This is a genomic window from Njordella calcicola (genome assembly GCF_056494125.1).
The window spans coordinates 118,725-136,438 of sequence record NZ_CM151396.1 but is presented as its reverse complement, the minus strand read 5'-3'; the positions used below and the strand labels follow the sequence as shown (position 1 = coordinate 136,438).

Here is a 17,714-nt window from a genome sequence, read left to right as displayed (position 1 = left end):
AAGACAAGGCGTTAAACATGCAAACCAGACTTTCTCGACGAGCGTGCCTACGTGGCGGTGCTGCTTTGGTTGCTTTACCTTTGCTTGACGCGATGCAGCCAGTCTATGGTGATTCTCAGCGATCTGACACACCACCGAAAAGGATGGTTTTCATCAACTTAACACTGGGACTTCATGCGAGCGATTTTTTTCCCATCGAGACTGGACCAGACTATACACTCTCGCCCTACTTAAAACATTTCGCAAGCTTGCGCGGCGATTTTTCAGTGATCCGCGGGATGTCACATCCTGACGTTGGCGGACTGCATGCGTCAGAGATGAGCTTCCTAACCGCCGCCCCTCATCCAGGAACGCCAGGCTATAAGAATTCGATTTCCGTCGATCAGCTTGCCGCAAATCACGTAATGGGACAAACCCGGATGCCCTTTATGACCTTAGGAACCAACAATGGTAGTATGTCATGGACGGGCAACGGAGTCCGTATCTCCTCGGAGACAAATCCGAGCAAACTCTTTCAGCGCCTGTTCCTCACCGGAACATCCAATGACATAAGAAATGAGGAAGAACGACTGCGTCAAGGTTACAGCATCCTTGATTCTGTCCGATCTGAAACCCGTTCAATGCTGCGACGTGTTGGCTCCGGAGATAAAGAACGTTTAGATCAATACCTCAGTTCGCTCCGCGACGTCGAACGTCGCATGCAGTTGGCAGAAAGCTGGATGCATAAGCCCAAGCCGACGGTCGAATTTGATTTCCCAAAGAACTATCCAGATGCAAAAGATATCATTGGCCGAGCTGATTTATTACTGCAGTTGGCCTACCTCGCTTTGCGTACTGATTCCACCCGCATCGTAACCTTGTCGCTGGATCCTGACGGTGGAGTACCACCCATCGACGGAGTACACGAAACTCGCCACAACCTTAGCCATCATGGTCAGGACGATGGAAAGCTAGAGCAACTGCGAGTTGTGGAACATGCGGAATTATTGGCGATACGACAGTTCATAGACCAGTTGAACTCTAGTCCAGAAGCCGGCGGCCGGTTGCTCGACCAAACCATGGTCTTCGTTGGTAGCAATCTCGGAAACGCATCGAACCACGACACTCGCGATTTGCCAGCCGTGTTGTTTGGAGGAGGTTTTAGGCATGGGCAATATTGGAGTGTCGGCAAAACGGAGAACGTTCCATTATCAAACCTATACGTATCGATGTTGCAACAATTTGGAATGGACGTGGACCGGTTCGGCACCAGCACCGGCTCACTCGGCGTATTTGGATAGTCTTGAACCACGTGCAGCATTGTTGACAAGAGCCGCCAGCCTATTCGAGTTCATACACTAGCATCACGGAAGTTTTGAACTTGAGTGCATCGACGCTTTGCGCACGCACCTCATTTTTGGAGCTAAATTCAAAGGGCGACTGAGCACTCGAATCATATCGACTGTAGATTCGTTCCAGTTCGACGATACTTTGTAACTCGTCTGAATGAGCCGTGAGGGATTTCAGCTTGCCAACTTTTGCTCCCGTTGCATTACTGATAAAAACGGCTTTAGCGGCCGCGGCATCAAAGGCTTTCTTTGTTAGCTTCTCAACGTCTTCCTCGCTCGGTTGCCCGACAAACTCGATTTGTAATGCGTTCTCCGAACTGCTTGAGCTCATATAGCCATACGAATCGCTCATCATTTGTTGCATTTCGTCCATTTGCTCCTGTTCTTCATCGGACAGTTCTGCGCGATTATTAAGACCCGCAAGATCTCGTGCTTCGATTTGTTCTTTAAGTGCGACTGGCAAGATTGTTAAGGCATCGCCTTCTTGAACAGGAAGCGGCCATTCCGCCATGACTGCACAAGTAGCCGTCAGGATGTTCGGCATTTCCATTTTTGGCGAGGCCTTTCCGCTTGCCCGCATAGCCCTCATCTGCATTTGCATCATGCGCTGGCTTTCCTCTTTCTCCTGCCCACCTATACGAGCTGCCGAGAAGACGATACTGGCTTTGTCAGCCTTCATCGTCTCCAAATCTTTTGCTACTTTGTCTTTGTGTTTATTCAGTGCCATCATGGCGGATTTGGCATCTTTTCCTTCGGCCTTGATCCACATGGTTAGTCGGATTCGTTGTGGCTTAATGGAAATCGATTCCGTCGCGCTCACGGACAAACCGGCAGCACCGGTCATCGTGGAAAATTGTGCGTAGCCGGTGGAGTTTATACCTGCAACTACAATCAACGAAGCGAGAAAAGAGAATACGCGAAACATCTAAACCTCCGAAGAATTGATAAACACCCAAAACAAACACTAAACTAATGATTCATCGTTTGGCTAATTGCCTGATTCCAACTTCTTACGCAGTTGCTTTCGGATTTCAAGCAGCTTGGCATCCTTGAGCGTCTTGAGAACATTCAATAACTGCGTTCCATTTTCTTCATCGATTTCTGTTACCAACGATTGATAATATGCGATTGCCGCTTCGTCCACACGGTTGTCTTTTGCCAAGGCCATTGCAACAATCAACCTTCCCTCCATGCTTTCGAATTCTAGCTCCCCCAGCGGAACATCCTGTCCTGACGCCAGCAGCAGTAATTTGATATTCCGTTTGTCTTTTTCGGCGACGGCCTTTTCTAGTGCACTCTGAAGAGCATCAACTGGTAACGATTCTCGCATGTTCCAAAAGCCAGGAAACTTGTCTTCATAGCTGTACATCACACGCGCGCCCGTCTCCAGATACTTACTCGCAAACTGTGGCGATGTATCTAGCAACCGTTGTATCGCTAGTGCTCGGACTTCGGGCAGAGAGTGGCTGAGCCAGATGCGTGCCCGGAAAACCGCGTCATCGATTTGATCGCCCAGCGCAATAACGGCAGCCAGCTTCACTCGGACATCATAATTCTCTGCCTGAGACACGAGGCCCAATGCAGTCTTTACTGCGGAGTCGTGACTCACGTAGCTTGATGACAGTAAGATTGCCGCTTGTAGCTCAACCGATTCTGATTCAAAGTATCGAGTTTGCAGCCAGTTCCATGCCTGTTCAGGTTCAGGAATATAATCTGTATCCCTATAGTAGCCTGCGTTGCGCGGATACAAGTATTGAGAAATGTCATCGGCGCGGCTTCCCTGCAAACCTCGCAAGAGAATGTAACGAACTAAGTTGATTCGACTCTCATTCATGAAATCAGGGCGATCGATGGCTTCGTAAAACCAATCCGTGATTGCAACGTCATCTAACAAAGTCGCAGCTCGCAAAATCGCGCCAACCTTCGCATCCTCGAAATGCTGCCAGTCGATCTCTGTGTTCTTCAAGACTTGCAATCGAACTTTGGCAGGCAGCCAAGGCAATACCTGAGCAAGTGTTGGAGTCGATTCCGACTTCTCTGGAACTAGCTCCTGTTCGAGATCCGCTTTGACAGGATTTGCATAATCAATCTCACCGGTTGCTAGAAGAGCCAAATTTCGCCAGCGTTTCTCGGCGAGCGCGACTTGGGTTCCAGTTGCATCCATTTCGCGAAGTACTTTGGATACTTCGGTAATCCAAGGCTCCTTGTCTGCTCCAGCGTGCCACTTTACCAGCCACGCTGATGGCATCGAATCAGATTCCCCTCCATCATCATCTTCAACTGCTGCGTTCATTTGTTGCTGGTAAGCGTCCAGCATCTTCGCATCTTCGTCGCTTTCTACTTCCTCACTTGCTAGATCTACTTCGGGTAAAACATCCGCAGAACCAAAAAAATCATCCAGCAACGCAAACGAGTCCGTGTTACTTTCGTACAACGTGTCACCATCACTAGCGGATTCAACAACCTTTAGTTCGGAAGTCACTTCATCCAAGGGCGCACTGCCAAAGAGATCATCCAAAACGTCCAGTCCAGCCTCCGCTGCCTCAGTCATGCCATCGCCATCATCCTCTAATACTCGAGTTGCCCTTACGTTAGAAAAACCAGCCGTTGCACGCCGTTTGGTGTTCACCAATTCTTCTGGAACCTGGAACCAAGCAGCTAGCTGCGCTTCGGAGTTTGACTCGGATTCGAGATTCTCGATGACGTTATCCCGATGAACTTCCAGCGCCGCAACGGTCGCGACCAAAGCTGCTTCACGGATTTGCCCATCACCGTCGTTCAACAATTGCGGAAGTTTGTCTTGGAGCAAAGTTGGTTGCAAAATCGAAAGAATCCTTGTTGCTCCTCGGACCTCATTGGCATCGCCGCTGTTCAACCACTTTGCGGCGGTAGAGGTGATCACCTCCAACTTACCTTCATATCGATAGCTTGACATTTCCTTCTTGAATGTCTTCAGATGCTCTGGGTGAGCGGACAAGAACAGCACAACTTCATTCGCTGTCTCTTCGATCACTGTTTTCGGCAACAAGGCTACCGCTCGCTGCGCAACAAACTCATCATCGTCAGTTGTCAACTTCAATACCGATTGAGCAACGGTCACTGAGACAGTTTCTTGTGAACCATAGGAACTTCTTGAAAGCAACTCCCCGGTGGCATCAACAGCAGCAGCCCGAACTCGCCAACTATTGTTCTCTAGCAGTCTGACCAAACAATCTTGGACGCCTTCCTTGTCGCCGATGTTCCCCAGCGTTTTGGCAGCGTAGACCAGCAAGTCTTCGTCAGACTCATTGGCAATGTAACTGATCAATGACGATGTAGATTTTGGATCAGGACTGAGCGACAATTGACGCAAAACTGCTGTCCGAACGCTTGGGCTTTTGTCCGCTAAGAGCCTTTCCAAACGCTCGCTTTCCTGCAACGCTCCGATCTTTTGCAGTGCGGGAATCGCGAGTTCTCGCACCAAAGGATCACTGTCTTGTGAAAGCTCGTCGATGAGTGGAGTGTCTCTCGACGTTGCCTTGGTCAAGATTCGTTCGACTGCGGCGCGGTGTTGCTTGCCATCCAAACTGGCCATGGCCGAGAACTGTGAGCTATGTTCTAGACGCAATCGTTCGCCTGCGAGGACGCGGTATATTAGTTCACGCAGCAAGATCCTTTGGGAATCGTCAAGTTCTGCGTTCGCCAGCCGACTGCGAAGCTCGGGGAGCAATTGGTCTCCGTAGCGAACAGCCTGCGACATGGCGGCCAAGACGCTCTCGGTGGGAGCGGTCAGCAGCGAGGTGACTGCTTGGCTGATCGTTTCCGGATTTAATGCGCGAGCATTTGCCGCACTTTCGGAATCAGAGTTGTCTTCATCGCTGGTCTGGGCTCGCAACCAATCGATGACGGGCGCAAAGCTTTGTTCTGACATCGACTCCGGGTGCCACGGATCGATGGCGCTAACGGGAGCTTGCCACGAAGTCAAAATCTCGATAGCAGCCAACCGTTGCGAAAGCTTCCCGACACGTAGTACGTCGACGACTGCATCGGCACAATCTGATTTCGCCTTCAGCATGCGCTGCGCTGCCGCCTGCCGAAGATCGGGCGAACGATTGGCCAAGAACTCGACCAACTTTGGCAACTCCTCCGACGACACGTTGCCCGAATCGTACAGAATCTTTTGAATCGCCGGATCGGCTTGACTGATATTTTCGTCCAGCCAACCTTTCAATTCATCCAGCGGCAGATACCCTTCTCGTCCAGCCACGACCGCTTTATTGGTAGCGAGGATGCGAAGCGAAGGAAGGGCCGAAGCACCCAGTTGTTGAGCTACTTCGGGATTCGCATCCACGTCAACTTTGGCAATCACCCACTGCTGCAAGAGGGCTTCCGCCTCCGGTAACGTCAACTCCTTTTCCAGCTTCCTGCACCAAGTACACCAGTCTGCGCCGAAGACAACCAGCAGTGGACGCTGATGCAATTGGGCGAGCGAAATCGCTTCACTATAGCTATCTGTGATTTCTATTCGTTCGTCGCTGCGTGGTGCTGCTGACTGGATGTCGGGCGAATCGACATCTTGCGTGTCATCGTCAAGGAAGGCGTCAGCACGAATGCGACCAGCAAAAGGATTGTCTGACCCCTCGAACATTTCATCGTCGTCTTCGTCTTCGTCTTCGGCGTCTGCATCGGTTTCTTCCGTCGATTCAACTTGCGAAGAACCTGAACCGAAAAGCCAACCTAAGATACCGCCGTCCGACTCGACGGTATCTTGTCCTTGCAACGAAGTGCTTCCGCCGAGAAACAAGGCGATGCACAAAAGCGATCGATGTAAAACACTCAGCGATATGCGGTTATTTGGCATCTTGATTACCTATACTCGTCTTTCCGTGTGCAATCTTTGGCCAATAGGCATCGAGCGAAAATGAAGGGCTATTCTCATGATCGTGACAGCGCACGCATTGCTCCATCGCTTTGAACGGCGTCTTCTTTTTCGGATTGATGACATGCGCCTGAGAAGGCCCATGGCAGTTCTCACATCCTACATGAACAAGATTTCGCGAGAGCGCCACGTTTACAAAACCGCCCGGCAAACCGTAACCCGTCGTATGGCACTGCTGGCAGTGCGGATCGAAGTGCGCATTTTTCATCTCAAGCACATTCCACGCGTGGCTATGCTTGGACTGATGCCAAATATTGTCATCTACTTGGTGGCAGGAAACACACGACGCAGAACCAGCGATCGCATAGTCAGGCTGATTCACCGTCAAGCTTGCGACTAAGCCCGCTTCGTCCGATCGAAAATCTTTCTTCGATAACGCTTCATAGTAAGCCGCCAAGTTCTTCACTTGCACGTCCGACTCGCTAAGAGTGCTGGATACTTCCGTGATTCTTGCATCAGTTTCTTGCTTGGAGTCACCTGATTTCTGCAGTTCAATCCGCGCCAGAAATTTTCCTTTGTTCGTGGTCGACATGATCGTCGTTGAGCCGACCCGAGAAGGCATCACAGTTTGTCCCGTAGGCCCACCGATCACGTAGTCAACCTCTGGCAGAGACTGAGCGAGTGCACGCAAGCCGGGCTCGTCAAAGTACGCTAGCACGATTTTGACATCGGCTGACGATGGACCAAACGACCTGAGGATGGCGGGCACTGCGTCGGTTGCTTGCCAAGTATTGCTGCTGACCAAGTTTGGATCGATTACGCCGACGACCGCTATTTTCATTTTCGCGAGCTGGAACTCAAGCTTGTCGGAACCAAACGCTGCGCCGGAGATGTCCTGGAGGTTGGACGCCAGCCATCGGGTCCCTGTCTTGAGGCCAATTTCGTTGAGCTCTTGCGGAGTGAATTTCGTCTCTGCTGCGCCAACGTTCATCGCGGCGAGCCCCATCAACTGAAGGCCATCAAGCAACGCTTCGAACTTAAGCCGTTGATAGGCGGTCGTGCCAATCGCTGATCCTCCAACGTCTAGCAACAAGACATCTCCCTTTTGCTTGTCAAAGTCAATCAGTTCGGCGCGACGCGCTAGGCCACCAGACTGATTCGAGGCACAACCGCAGGGCGTAATCCAACCTTGCGTGTCTCCTGCGACGTAGATAGTCAACGATGTCGTTTTTGAAGTACAACCCAAGCTCAGCAGGGCAACGACCAGCACCGAAAACAGCGACAGGAAACGCAGCACATCACAAGCGTGAATGCTTGTTGAAACATTCCGACGGCATCGCACAGCGGCCGCTTTTTGCGAGTGGGTAGCTTGGTCGCTCAGAGCTTGTTTCATTGCAAAAGACTGTAGACGAGAATGTTGACGTTGATCTCTTCAGCGTTCGTGATTTCGTTCCCGCCGCAGCAACAGCAGCCATGCGTGTTGGATGTATCGTTGAGTCCATCTTGCGAATACAGTACGCCCAGTCGTGTTCCGAAATGCAGCCCAACCAATGGTTTGGGCGTCCCATGTTTCGCTTGCAGCTCTCCAATGTCATAAGCCGTGTGGAAGACAAGATGCTCCAGTCCCAACGCTTGCAGTTCTAAGGTTGGGAAGACTTTGGCCATTTCGCTGCGAAAAGAACGATCCCAATCTTCGGAAGAGCACCCCGAGGAAGCCAGCAAGAAACCGCCGCGTTCAATAAACTGTCGCAGGTTTTCGCGTTCTTCGGGCAGCAGCGTGAACTCTCCTTCGCCCGTCATGATCAACATTGGAAAGCTATAAATTTCCTCGCTGCTCAGTTTGACCGAATGCAGTCGACGACTGGTTGTAATGGAAGAGCTTTGTTCGGCGCGACGTAAGAAGTGATCGGCGAAACATTCGCTCGTTTTCGTGCCAGCGTAAATAAGGTTTGCAACTTGCACGACACTATCAGCCTCACCCCCAGCCGACGCAGGTTCGGATATCACACCCGATTTAGGCGAACTAGCTTCGGCCGCGATTGCAGCGATCCCTGAGCCGCAGTTGAACACTGCGCACAAGCAAGCCGTTCGCACGATTGCCGAACATGCTGCCTGCCTTAACGACTGGTACCACATTGGCATTGTTTCTTGTTCCATGACCATACCCTCATACGTTTGAGAAAAGAGAATTATTCTGCGGTCTCGCGGTTCAACTGTTCGTTTAGCACTCGGAAGTACTCGGAGACTTTAGAGCGATAGTTGGCAGGCACCGCGTTCATGCCTTGCCCCGCTGCCTCGCCACGAGCTTGCAACTCACTTGCGTTTTCTGAGTCATTTGATTGACCAATCTGATGGCTTGAAGCGGCACCTGACATCGATTCGCGATCGCCACTACCGCTGCTTGGCGCGGCCTGTGGCATTGGTAGCGATCCGTACATGCCGATATTTTGCGGGCCGGGCATTCGTTGGGAGTACCCGCCACCCCTACCCCAGCCCAGTCCCATGCCTGGTTTTCCGCCTGGTTTCATTCCACTGGAGCCGGGCTTCATGCCCATCATTTCCATCATTTGCTGCATTGAATTACCAAACTTACCTGGACTGAATTTTGCCTTGCAGTTCTCGCAGGCTTGATCGCCCATACTCTCACATTGGCTGAGGAAACTTTCCAAGATCTCCGCGGCCTTCTGTGCGTTGGCCTGCGAGTTAGAGAACTGATTGCCAAGCAAATTCTCTTGCGCCTTACTCATCTCTGCGGACGCTTCGCTTTGACGAACGGCTTCAACAAACTCCAGCGCAGTCGCTTTCAGCTCACGTGTGTCTTCATTTTCAGGCAGCGCTTCCGCGTGTTGTTCGATATTATCGAGCAGTTCACTTAAGCTCTGCTTGAGCTGTTCTTGTTCGGCTTCTAGATCTGCGATACGTCTGGCCGTTTCTGGGGTCGACGCGTCCGCATTCTGTAAGCCTCTCAAGCGTTCTGATAAATCACGCTGCTGCTCAACAAGCCGACTGAAGGCAGCTTGATCGGTCATCAAAGGAAGCATCGCCTGCATTTGATTCATCGGGTCGATGGCGTTCTCTTTCAGTTCTTTCTGCAAGCCGCCCGCTTGCTGACGCATTTGTTCAATTTGTTCTTGCTGCGATTGATCCAGTCCATCGTTGGCACCCTCCTGCATGTCGCCAAGTTGCTCGCTCATCTTGCGAGCTTGTTTGGCCATTTCAGCGAGTTCTTTCGCCAGTTCCTGGTCGATATCGATCGGCATCGCTTGGCGGCTGAGCTTATCAAGTTGCTCGGCGGCTTGCGCTGCAGCTTGCTGAGCGGCCTCCAATTTCTCCTGCAATTTCGCAGCCGCTTCTGCAGAATCAGGGTTCGCTTCCAGTTCCTTCTGTGCTTCCTCTACTTCTCGCAGTGCGTTGTCCAGTTGCTCAAAATATCGCCGCGCCGCCTGGTACTTGGCTTGCATGCTCTGAGCACCTTTTTGTTGCATCATCATCTCTTGGAAGTGAGCTACAGAGATGATTTGAATTCTTGTGATAGGCGATTCGGCTCCTTTTGCACCGGAGGGATCGTTGTCTTCCGTCCGCGCGAACAACTGAATCTCGTCTCCCTCTTCCAAGCCATAGCTTTCCAGCGGCAGCTCCCACGTCGCTTGAGCTCGTGCGGTTCCATCAACTTCCGCTCGCACCGGAGTGGCTGGCGAACCATTTAAGGAGCGAAACAGTGTTAAGTTCGTAATGCCATAATCATCTTCGGCAAGCACGACGACTGGCAAGCGTACATCGGGCGTCGCAATGGAAATCTGTCGCGGTTGAGTGATCCTTACGATGGGACGTCGATCTTCTAATATCGAAAGAGAGCCGGTCACGTTTTCTTGCGACTGAAGTCCGGAAATATCGAATACGCTCAACTCAAATGTGCCCGCTTTCGACAGTGCAACGGTAGCCGTCACGGTGGTCGCATCGCCATCGCTGCTGGACGGGGATAGCTCAAACAACTCTTCGTTGCCGTCGCGATACGTTACGCGCAAGATCCCTTTCGCCAGCGGGCGGTTGCTGGTGATCTCCCAAAGGACTTCGGTACCGACGAGCCCAGCGATACCTTTCTCTGGAATTGCGCCGCGATAAACAGCTGCTCGGGTGTAAGCCGGTGGCGTAATCTGCACTTTAGATGACACGATTTTCGGCGTCATCTGGACATCCAATTGTTTAGCCGTTGAGCGGCTTGATCCGCTGCGAGCGTAGACGGTCAGCGGTTCGGTAACGCGAGTCAAGATCGCTTGGTACTCCTGACTGTTTTGCGCCAGCATCGGCAAGACCTGCTCTTGTCCGCTCGCAGCTTTAACCACCAACTGTACGCGGTCCACGGAACCAGACTGAATGATCGCTTTCGCAAACGCGTCTGCTCCATAGAGAACCGAGGGGCTTTCAAGTTCCAATTCGATCAAGACACCGGTGTAAGGAGGAATATCGCTGGCCGGGTAAAGAAACCGTTGGACTTGATTCCAAGCGATCGAAGGCACAACGGCAGCGATCATGAGCCTGGCAGCAAGTGCTGCGGCAAGCATAAATCCAGCGCTGCGAATGCCAATCCAGTCGGTCACTAGGTCAGGCGCGAACGTTTGTACTCGATTCGCAGCCCGCGCGGTGGCGATCTGAGCCAACCCACGCGACAGATCATGGTTCGGCGCGACAGGATTGGTGGCTAGCTGTAGCCCAGCCAGCACTTCACCGCCACTGTTACTGCTGCGGTCCAAGACCTTTGCTACAGACGTATGCGTTGTTCGGCGAACACGATACGCTGCCAAGCTTACTAACGCGACCAATGCAACAACGATCGCTCCACGACTGGTCCACCATCGAACGGCGGACGACATCTCCCAAACTGTATCTGCCCATAACAATACAATGAACGCGCTCAATAGTGCCGCAGATGCCAGCAACACTATCCGACCGACATTGAAGCCGATGATACGCCGACGAAACGGATTGAGCACCGCCAGAAAACTATCGGCCGATGGGCCTTGATATATCGAGCCTGCTGACATGATTCCCTCACACAAGTCCGCTTTGACGGCGAACGATCCAAGTCCCGATCCAACCGCATAAAATTAGAAACAAAACCCACGGACGATCCCACATGGTGGTGCGAATCTCTTCGTGCTTCTGTTGTGATCTTACTTTTTCTTCGAATTGCTCGACCAGCTTTGGAATGTCCGCTGCCGTTAACACTTGACCGCCGCTGAGCCTAGCGATCTGTCGCATTACATCGGGCCGGGCATCCACTTCCAGACGTTCCATCCACGGGTCGCGAACTTCGAAAGCTGTAACCGCCAACACTTCGTCGTGCTCGCCTGTGACTGCTTTTAAGGTGTAGTAGCCGACGTCGAGCGTTCCAAGGTCCGCGCGAAACAGATTGTTTTCGAGCCCCGATGGCGTCAGCGATTTTCGCGCTGGCAAATCCATCTCCGATGATTGTAGCAGCAGGCTGATTCCAGCTTCGGCACCCGTTTCTAACCACTTTGAGCCCGAACGCAAAGTAATCGAAGCGGTCGCTTGGTCTCCGGAAATGAAGGTCGCGCGATCCGCTCGCACCGCAACGTCTTGACCGGGCATCATGTCCTGCTGAGACACAATCCACTGAACCATCGATTGCCAAAGCCCTGGATAGATTTTCTCTTTGTCTGCATGCTGCGGTGGCAAGAATGCCCAACGCCACATCCCAGAGCCTTCCACAACAATTGTTTGCCCACTGCCGAATGGTTGATACGTAACAATGGGCACTTCGGTACCACTGGTGTCGACTGCGCTTTCCAGCAGTACTTGGGGCAGCCCGGCACGCGGTCGTGGTTTGGCCCCGAGTGCAAGGCTGGGCAAAGTCCCCAGTGGATCAGAGCCGTCGCTGAGCAATGAATCGAATACAGAGGAATCGATTCCATGACGGCTAACTTTAGCGCGATAGCGTGACTCTGCCGACGAAGACCATCTGACCGGAAGTATCTCGCCCAATTTGGATGCGACTTGGTCGGTTGGTGCACCACGCGAGCACAATAAGCAACCACCTCGTTCCGAGATCCAGCTTCGCAGATGCTCGATGCCCGCCTCGGTTAAAAACGCATCCGCATCTCGACCCAAGATGATCAAACGATATTCGTCCAATAGTTCTGGCGATTCCAGGGGGGACGATAGCTTTTCGACAATCGACCAATCGACCGACTTAAGTGCTTCCGGCTGATCGTCCGCTAACACACCCGTTAAGAGCGTTGGCGCGAGGCCTGAAAAGGCGAGTGGAAGACGAGTCGACCGTAGCGGATTGAAGGACAGCTTCTGCTCTTGCTCGACCTTGCGTTTTAAAAACCGACCATCGCCCAGTCGAACGATCGTTGTCAGATTCACCACCGGATCGCGTGCTAAGTTACGAGTGAGAAACTTGCAGTCCCAGTACGGCTTTCCTTCCAGCACCAAGACCCCAATCGGAGCGCTCAAACGTTGTACGAGCACCATCGTTTGATTGTCGGCTGTGGTCACTTCTCCCGGGACATCGCTCGCAATGACTCGATAGCGTTCCATGGCCTGCGTAACGCCTTCTTTAACCACAAACCGGACTTCTTGCGACGGTTCGCTGGTCAATCGAACCGTTTGCTCTTGAACGACCGTGTCATCGCGTAAAAGCGTAAGCCTGGTGCTTTGGCCTGCGAGCCCGCTATGTCCGACTGTGACTCTGATTGCAATGGGATTGTTAGGGAACGCGATCATCCGCGATGACTTGGCAGTCAACGACATATTTAACATGCCAATCGAAGTCCCCAAAGTCACGGTGTGGATCGGTGTCGCTAGTGCATTGGACTCGACTGCTGCCTGTAGCACGCTCTCCACCGATCCGACGTTATGTGCCCCGTCGCTGATCATCAACACAGCATGTCCGAGCGGAGAACCAGTGCGCGTTGTCTGTCGAAGTGAAGAGGCAAGATCACTGTTGTAACCTCGCGGCCACCGATCGGCTGCTGCGGGCTCGACTTTGTCCGACGTGCTGGGATTCAGTTGTTCTTCGGTGATTGCTCTTATGCCGCTGTCACCGAAGGCAAGCTTACGAACTTCAACCGTGGACTTACCTTGCTGGACTGATTTGGCTAATTCTGCTGCATAATCCCATCGCGATTGCCGCCCGCTATCGCCAGCGTCGACCGTCTGCATACTCAACGTACCATCGATCAGCACCGTTAGCAGAGGGTTGCCGGGAACAGGTGGAATGGTCTCGACCCAAGTTGGATTCAATGCAATCAAGAGCGGTCCGGTGATGCCCAGCCCCAACAACATAGTGATCAGAACGCGTTTGGTCGGAGCGACCGACCACTGTTTGCGGATGGCATACCAAGCGACCGCGGCGAAGGCTAAGACCGCCAAGCCCCACCACAAAGTCATCGGGATTTTAGGATCAATCGTCCACATTACATTCGATTCCACCTAAGCGTTGCAATTTCTGCAACTAAGCCGAGTAAGCAGCCAACAATCAACCACTTCCAAAGGTCATCTGAATTCGTCGAATCGGCATCATTGGAGGCAAAGCCAACTTTACGTGTCCCGCTTACGCGTGTCGTCAGGATATCTTCGGACAAAGATGCCAAATCAGATTCAATTGCAGGCGCACTGGTTGCAAGTAACATTTTCGGTGCACCGTTTTGTTCTAGCGCATACACTCCGGGACCGGGCGGTGCGCTCCACGACCAGATTACCGAGCTTTGATTGGCCACCCATTCCCACTTGCCAAACTCGCTATCGATAGGCGGCGGGCCTTCGAGTGTCTTGGCAACCATTTGTTCGGTACTGACGACATCGGCTGGCAGCAAACGTACGACTGGCTCGCCGCAGTGCGTTTCATCGCGTTGCCCGCGGGAAGCAAGCAGCGATTGAGCCAGTTCGCCCATGACTGGCAAATAGGTCGGTTGAATCGCCCAATTCGATCGTGACAAATCGGTATTGAGGATCGCCAATTGACCGGCCCCGACGGAAGTTGAATAAAGAAGCGCCGATGTATCGCTCAACTCCGCGAGCACTTGATCTTTGAGTCCTTCCGACGTCGCCTTGGTGGTCAAACCACCTGCAAAGCGAACTGGAGTGAAGAGGCTGGCCGCGTTGTTACTGCCTAGCACGGCAAAAGGTGATTCCCGACTTTGGACTTGCCGGACAAAAAGGTCCTTTCGATCGCCGCTGGTTCGATCGGCAGCGAATTCCACGGGCGGTTGAAAATCGCTGCCCAACAAGTCTTGCAGTTGCTTCAGATTCATTGCATCGGCAAGTTCGGTTGTAACATACAGCAGCCCTTTACCACGCCGCAATTGGGAAGCGATAAACTGCAGCGTTTCGGTTGATAGCGAACCGGGATGATCTAAAACGAAAAGGTCGCTCGCTGGCCAGCTTCGTAGCGCATCGCGGCTCGGATGTACTCGTTGAACCGTTCGATTCGAATTAGGATCGGTAATCTCATTACCTCCCAGCGCAACGGATAATACTTGTTCAAGGTAGAAGCTTGACGAAGGGACCTCCTGAACGTTCTGCCGCGTCACCATAAGGACTTGCACCGGAGGACGAACGCGAACAGCGACGGGGCGTTGGTCGTCATCTGGTAGCACATCCAGGTTATTTTCGAGCCGCACCCAACCGTGCTTCCAACCGACTTCGGAGAAAGTGATCGATTCGGCTAAAGTGCGCGTGCTGCTGGCCGCGAGTTTGGCTTCGATGACGCGCTGCGTATCTGTCATTTCGATCACGCAACGAACATCGACTTCGCGGTCGGAGTAATTGGCCAGTTCAATCTCGAGTTGCGTCGACTGGTTGATGATCGGTTCGGTTTGAAAACGGACGGTGGTGACAGCGACGTTGTCGGTAACTTTAGGAGCCACGCTGTGAAACTGAATTTGAGTATCGCTGGGTATCAAATCGATCATCAATTGCCCCCAGTTGTTTCGTTGGAAGTCGCTGATGATGACAAGCTCTTTCGTTTCGCCGCTTGCATTACCAAGGATCATCGCGGCTTGTTCCATTGCCGCTCGCGCGTCAGCCCGCTCTGCTCTCGGTTTGGCTTGCCGAATCGCTTCCCGCAAAGCATTCAAATTTGGCGACATACGATCGAAAACAGGATAGCCGCGGGCTCCGGCGAATACGACAGCGGCTTGCAAGCCTGATCCGCTTTCTAAATACTGCAATGCGCTGGCTTGCGCTGCGGACCAACTGGTTACACCGCCACTTCCGGCTGCCATGCTCTGGCTAACATCGATCACCAGCACGCGTTGGGTGTTCTTGGATGCTTCCATAGGAACAGCGGGCCGGGCACTTAACATTGGTCGCGCGAGAGCAAGGGCCAGTAAGCCGATACAAAGAGTTCTCAATAGCAAAACCAACCAGTCGCGGAATCGGCTGCGAGCTTTGCGCTGCTGGATGACTTCTTGCAAGAAGCGGATCGTCGATAACGCGAAGGGAACAGGCTTGGGCTTAGTGAGAAAGTGGACGGCAATCGGCGCGGCGAGCGCCATCATTCCCATTCCTATCGCCCAAAAATTTAAAACGCCCATTCTTTATGCTCCTCGCATAACCATGAACGATCGCAATACGTCAAGGTAGTTCTCAGATGTACGGACCAAATGGTAATCGCAGCCAGTGGCATAGAGCGCCGACCGCGTATGTTTTAAGTGCGCTGCAAAACGCTCTTCATAGGCGCGACGAATCTCGGCAACTTGGCAATTAACGAAGCCATCGTTTTCTAGGCCAGTAAAGCGGAAGGCATTGCCCTCGGGTAGCTTTTCTTCGTTAGGATGAACCAAGTGCAAGACAACTATCTCCCATCCACGAGCTCGGAACTTTCGAAAGCTCGATAAGACTGGCTCTAAACTGGGCACTAAGAAATCGCTCATCACCAGCAAGACACCTCGACGCGATGATTGCAGTAACGCTGAATCCAGACCTGCAGCGAGATCCGTTTGGCCGTGTGACTTCATGCGTTCGATCTCCTGATGCACCAGAGCCCGTTGCTGCATGGAAGCTGCCGGCGCAACGTAGTGATCTATGGCAGAATGAATCGCACACAATCCAACAGCATCGCGGCCAAGCACAATTAAATGCGCCAGCGCCGTTGCGAAGTACTTCATCCACTCGAGTTTGGAGCCGCGTATATCGGAAGCGGAGTTGCCGCCTTGCGACATCGAACCGCTGCAGTCCAGCACCAGCGTACATCGCAGATCGGTTTCGTCTTGAAACAGCTTGAGATAAGTGCGGCCGGTTCTGCCGAAAGCCTTCCAGTCGATGCGACGCAAATCATCGCCGGGAGAGTACTCGCGATAGTCGACGAATTCACCTGAGCCACCGCGACGTTTCGCGATATGTCGGCCGGAATATGAACCTTCAACACGACGCGATGTCGTGAAACGCATTTTCTCGAGGCCAGACAAGCGGCCCGGTTCAAAAAACGTACTTTGCGATTGCATGCCGTCGAACTCCTAGAATTAAACAATTTCACAGCCGACGATCAGATTGCTTCTTTGAGCAGCGCGGCAATCAATTGCTCGACGCTAAAGTTATCTCCAATGGCACGATGGTTCATCAAGATTCGATGTCGCAGGACAGCACTAGCGACAGCCTGCACATCACCAGTGATCGGTGCCGTACGGCCTTCCAACAAAGCGCGAGCTTTTGCGGCCAGCACCAGATTCTGCGAACCGCGCGGCCCAGCCCCGAAGGCCACGTAGTTGCGAACAACTTCAGGCGCGTCATCACATTCTGGCCGACTTGCACTGCAGATAGCCACAGCGAGATCGACGACCGAATCGGGCACAGGTACTGCTCGCACGGTCTTGCGAAGCTCGAGAAAATCCTCTTGCGTAAGCCCCCCCGAAGTAAAATCGGTTTTCTCCGCAGTCGTTCGCAATACGACTTCACGCTCTTGAGCTTTTGTTGGATAGCCAACACGAATTTCCATCATGAAGCGATCTAGCTGCGCTTCAGGCAATGGGTAAGTTCCCTCTTGTTCAATGGGATTCTGCGTTGCGACGACGAGAAACGGATCATCAAGATTGTAAGTCATGCCGCCCACGGTCACATGCCGCTCGGCCATTGCCTCCAGCAGCGCCGATTGGGTCTTCGGAGCAGCACGGTTAATTTCATCGGCCAAAACAAGGTTGGCAAATATCGGTCCATGACGAAACTGCATCGTCATGTCGTTTGTTTCAGCATTGCGTGCCAGCAGTTCATAACCAGTAATATCGCTGGGCATCAAATCGGGCGTAAACTGGATGCGAGAGAATTTTAGGTTTAGCGCCCGAGCAAGCGTTTTTACCATTAAGGTCTTGGCAAGTCCTGGTGCGCCTACGATCAGAGCATGCGAACCAGTCAGAGCACAGATTAACAATTGGTCGAGCACGTCATCTTGACCGACGATCGACTCTTTAAGTTTGGTGCGAACCTCAACAGCTTGTCGCACAAATGTTTCACTGACCGATTTTGCATCAAGAGTAACCACGTGAACCTCAAGACAAGAGCTGAAT

10 protein-coding genes are annotated in these 17,714 nt (G+C 52.5%); 1 reads left to right on the top strand and 9 read right to left on the bottom strand.

The window, feature by feature from the left end; translation table 11 throughout:
- Positions 1-17: 17 nt before the first annotated feature.
- Positions 18-1,280 (top strand): DUF1552 domain-containing protein, encoded by a 1,263-nt coding sequence (locus SH302x_RS00465; protein WP_479366544.1) that lies wholly within the window; start codon positions 18-20, stop codon positions 1,278-1,280.
- Positions 1,281-1,320: 40 nt separating this feature from the next.
- Here the strand turns inward: SH302x_RS00465 and SH302x_RS00460 are convergent, their stop codons facing one another.
- From SH302x_RS00460 to SH302x_RS00420, 9 genes are all read right to left on the bottom strand, one after another.
- Positions 1,321-2,223, bottom strand: a complete 903-nt coding sequence (locus tag SH302x_RS00460; protein ID WP_479366542.1) for a hypothetical protein — start codon at positions 2,221-2,223, stop codon at positions 1,321-1,323.
- Between the two features lie 93 nt (positions 2,224-2,316).
- Entirely contained in the window at positions 2,317-6,168 is a 3,852-nt protein-coding gene (locus SH302x_RS00455; RefSeq protein ID WP_479366541.1) for a HEAT repeat domain-containing protein, read from the bottom strand.
- Positions 6,158-7,579 (bottom strand): multiheme c-type cytochrome, encoded by a 1,422-nt coding sequence (locus tag SH302x_RS00450; RefSeq protein WP_479366540.1) that lies wholly within the window; start codon positions 7,577-7,579, stop codon positions 6,158-6,160. Before SH302x_RS00450 ends, SH302x_RS00455 begins: the two co-directional genes overlap by 11 nt.
- Positions 7,576-8,343 (bottom strand): DUF4159 domain-containing protein, encoded by a 768-nt coding sequence (locus SH302x_RS00445; protein WP_479366538.1) that lies wholly within the window; start codon positions 8,341-8,343, stop codon positions 7,576-7,578. The genes SH302x_RS00450 and SH302x_RS00445 overlap by 4 nt, the downstream gene beginning before the upstream one ends.
- Positions 8,344-8,375: 32 nt before the next feature.
- On the bottom strand, positions 8,376-11,228 hold the full coding sequence (locus SH302x_RS00440; protein ID WP_479366536.1) for a hypothetical protein: 2,853 nt from the start codon (positions 11,226-11,228) through the stop codon (positions 8,376-8,378).
- Positions 11,229-11,235: 7 nt separating this feature from the next.
- Complete coding sequence (locus SH302x_RS00435) at positions 11,236-13,644, bottom strand: hypothetical protein (RefSeq protein WP_479366535.1); 2,409 nt, start codon at positions 13,642-13,644, stop codon at positions 11,236-11,238.
- On the bottom strand, positions 13,629-15,749 hold the full coding sequence (locus SH302x_RS00430; protein ID WP_479366534.1) for a vWA domain-containing protein: 2,121 nt from the start codon (positions 15,747-15,749) through the stop codon (positions 13,629-13,631). Before SH302x_RS00430 ends, SH302x_RS00435 begins: the two co-directional genes overlap by 16 nt.
- 3 nt (positions 15,750-15,752) lie before the next feature.
- Positions 15,753-16,658 (bottom strand): DUF58 domain-containing protein, encoded by a 906-nt coding sequence (locus SH302x_RS00425; protein WP_479366533.1) that lies wholly within the window; start codon positions 16,656-16,658, stop codon positions 15,753-15,755.
- Between the two features lie 41 nt (positions 16,659-16,699).
- Positions 16,700-17,689: an AAA family ATPase gene (locus SH302x_RS00420; RefSeq protein WP_479366532.1), complete on the bottom strand. Its 990-nt coding sequence runs from the start codon at positions 17,687-17,689 to the stop codon at positions 16,700-16,702.
- Positions 17,690-17,714 lie beyond the last annotated feature (25 nt).

What these genes read in the sequence shown, in the direction of transcription:
- SH302x_RS00465 (WP_479366544.1), top strand. Translation starts at nt 18, where the DNA reads ATGCAAACCAGACTTTCTCGACGAGCGTGCCTACGTGGCGGTGCTGCT.
- SH302x_RS00455 (WP_479366541.1), bottom strand. Translation starts at nt 6,168, where the DNA reads ATGCCAAATAACCGCATATCGCTGAGTGTTTTACATCGATCGCTTTTG.
- SH302x_RS00450 (WP_479366540.1), bottom strand. Translation starts at nt 7,579, where the DNA reads ATGAAACAAGCTCTGAGCGACCAAGCTACCCACTCGCAAAAAGCGGCC.
- SH302x_RS00445 (WP_479366538.1), bottom strand. Translation starts at nt 8,343, where the DNA reads ATGGAACAAGAAACAATGCCAATGTGGTACCAGTCGTTAAGGCAGGCA.
- SH302x_RS00440 (WP_479366536.1), bottom strand. Translation starts at nt 11,228, where the DNA reads ATGTCAGCAGGCTCGATATATCAAGGCCCATCGGCCGATAGTTTTCTG.
- SH302x_RS00430 (WP_479366534.1), bottom strand. Translation starts at nt 15,749, where the DNA reads ATGGGCGTTTTAAATTTTTGGGCGATAGGAATGGGAATGATGGCGCTC.
- SH302x_RS00425 (WP_479366533.1), bottom strand. Translation starts at nt 16,658, where the DNA reads ATGCAATCGCAAAGTACGTTTTTTGAACCGGGCCGCTTGTCTGGCCTC.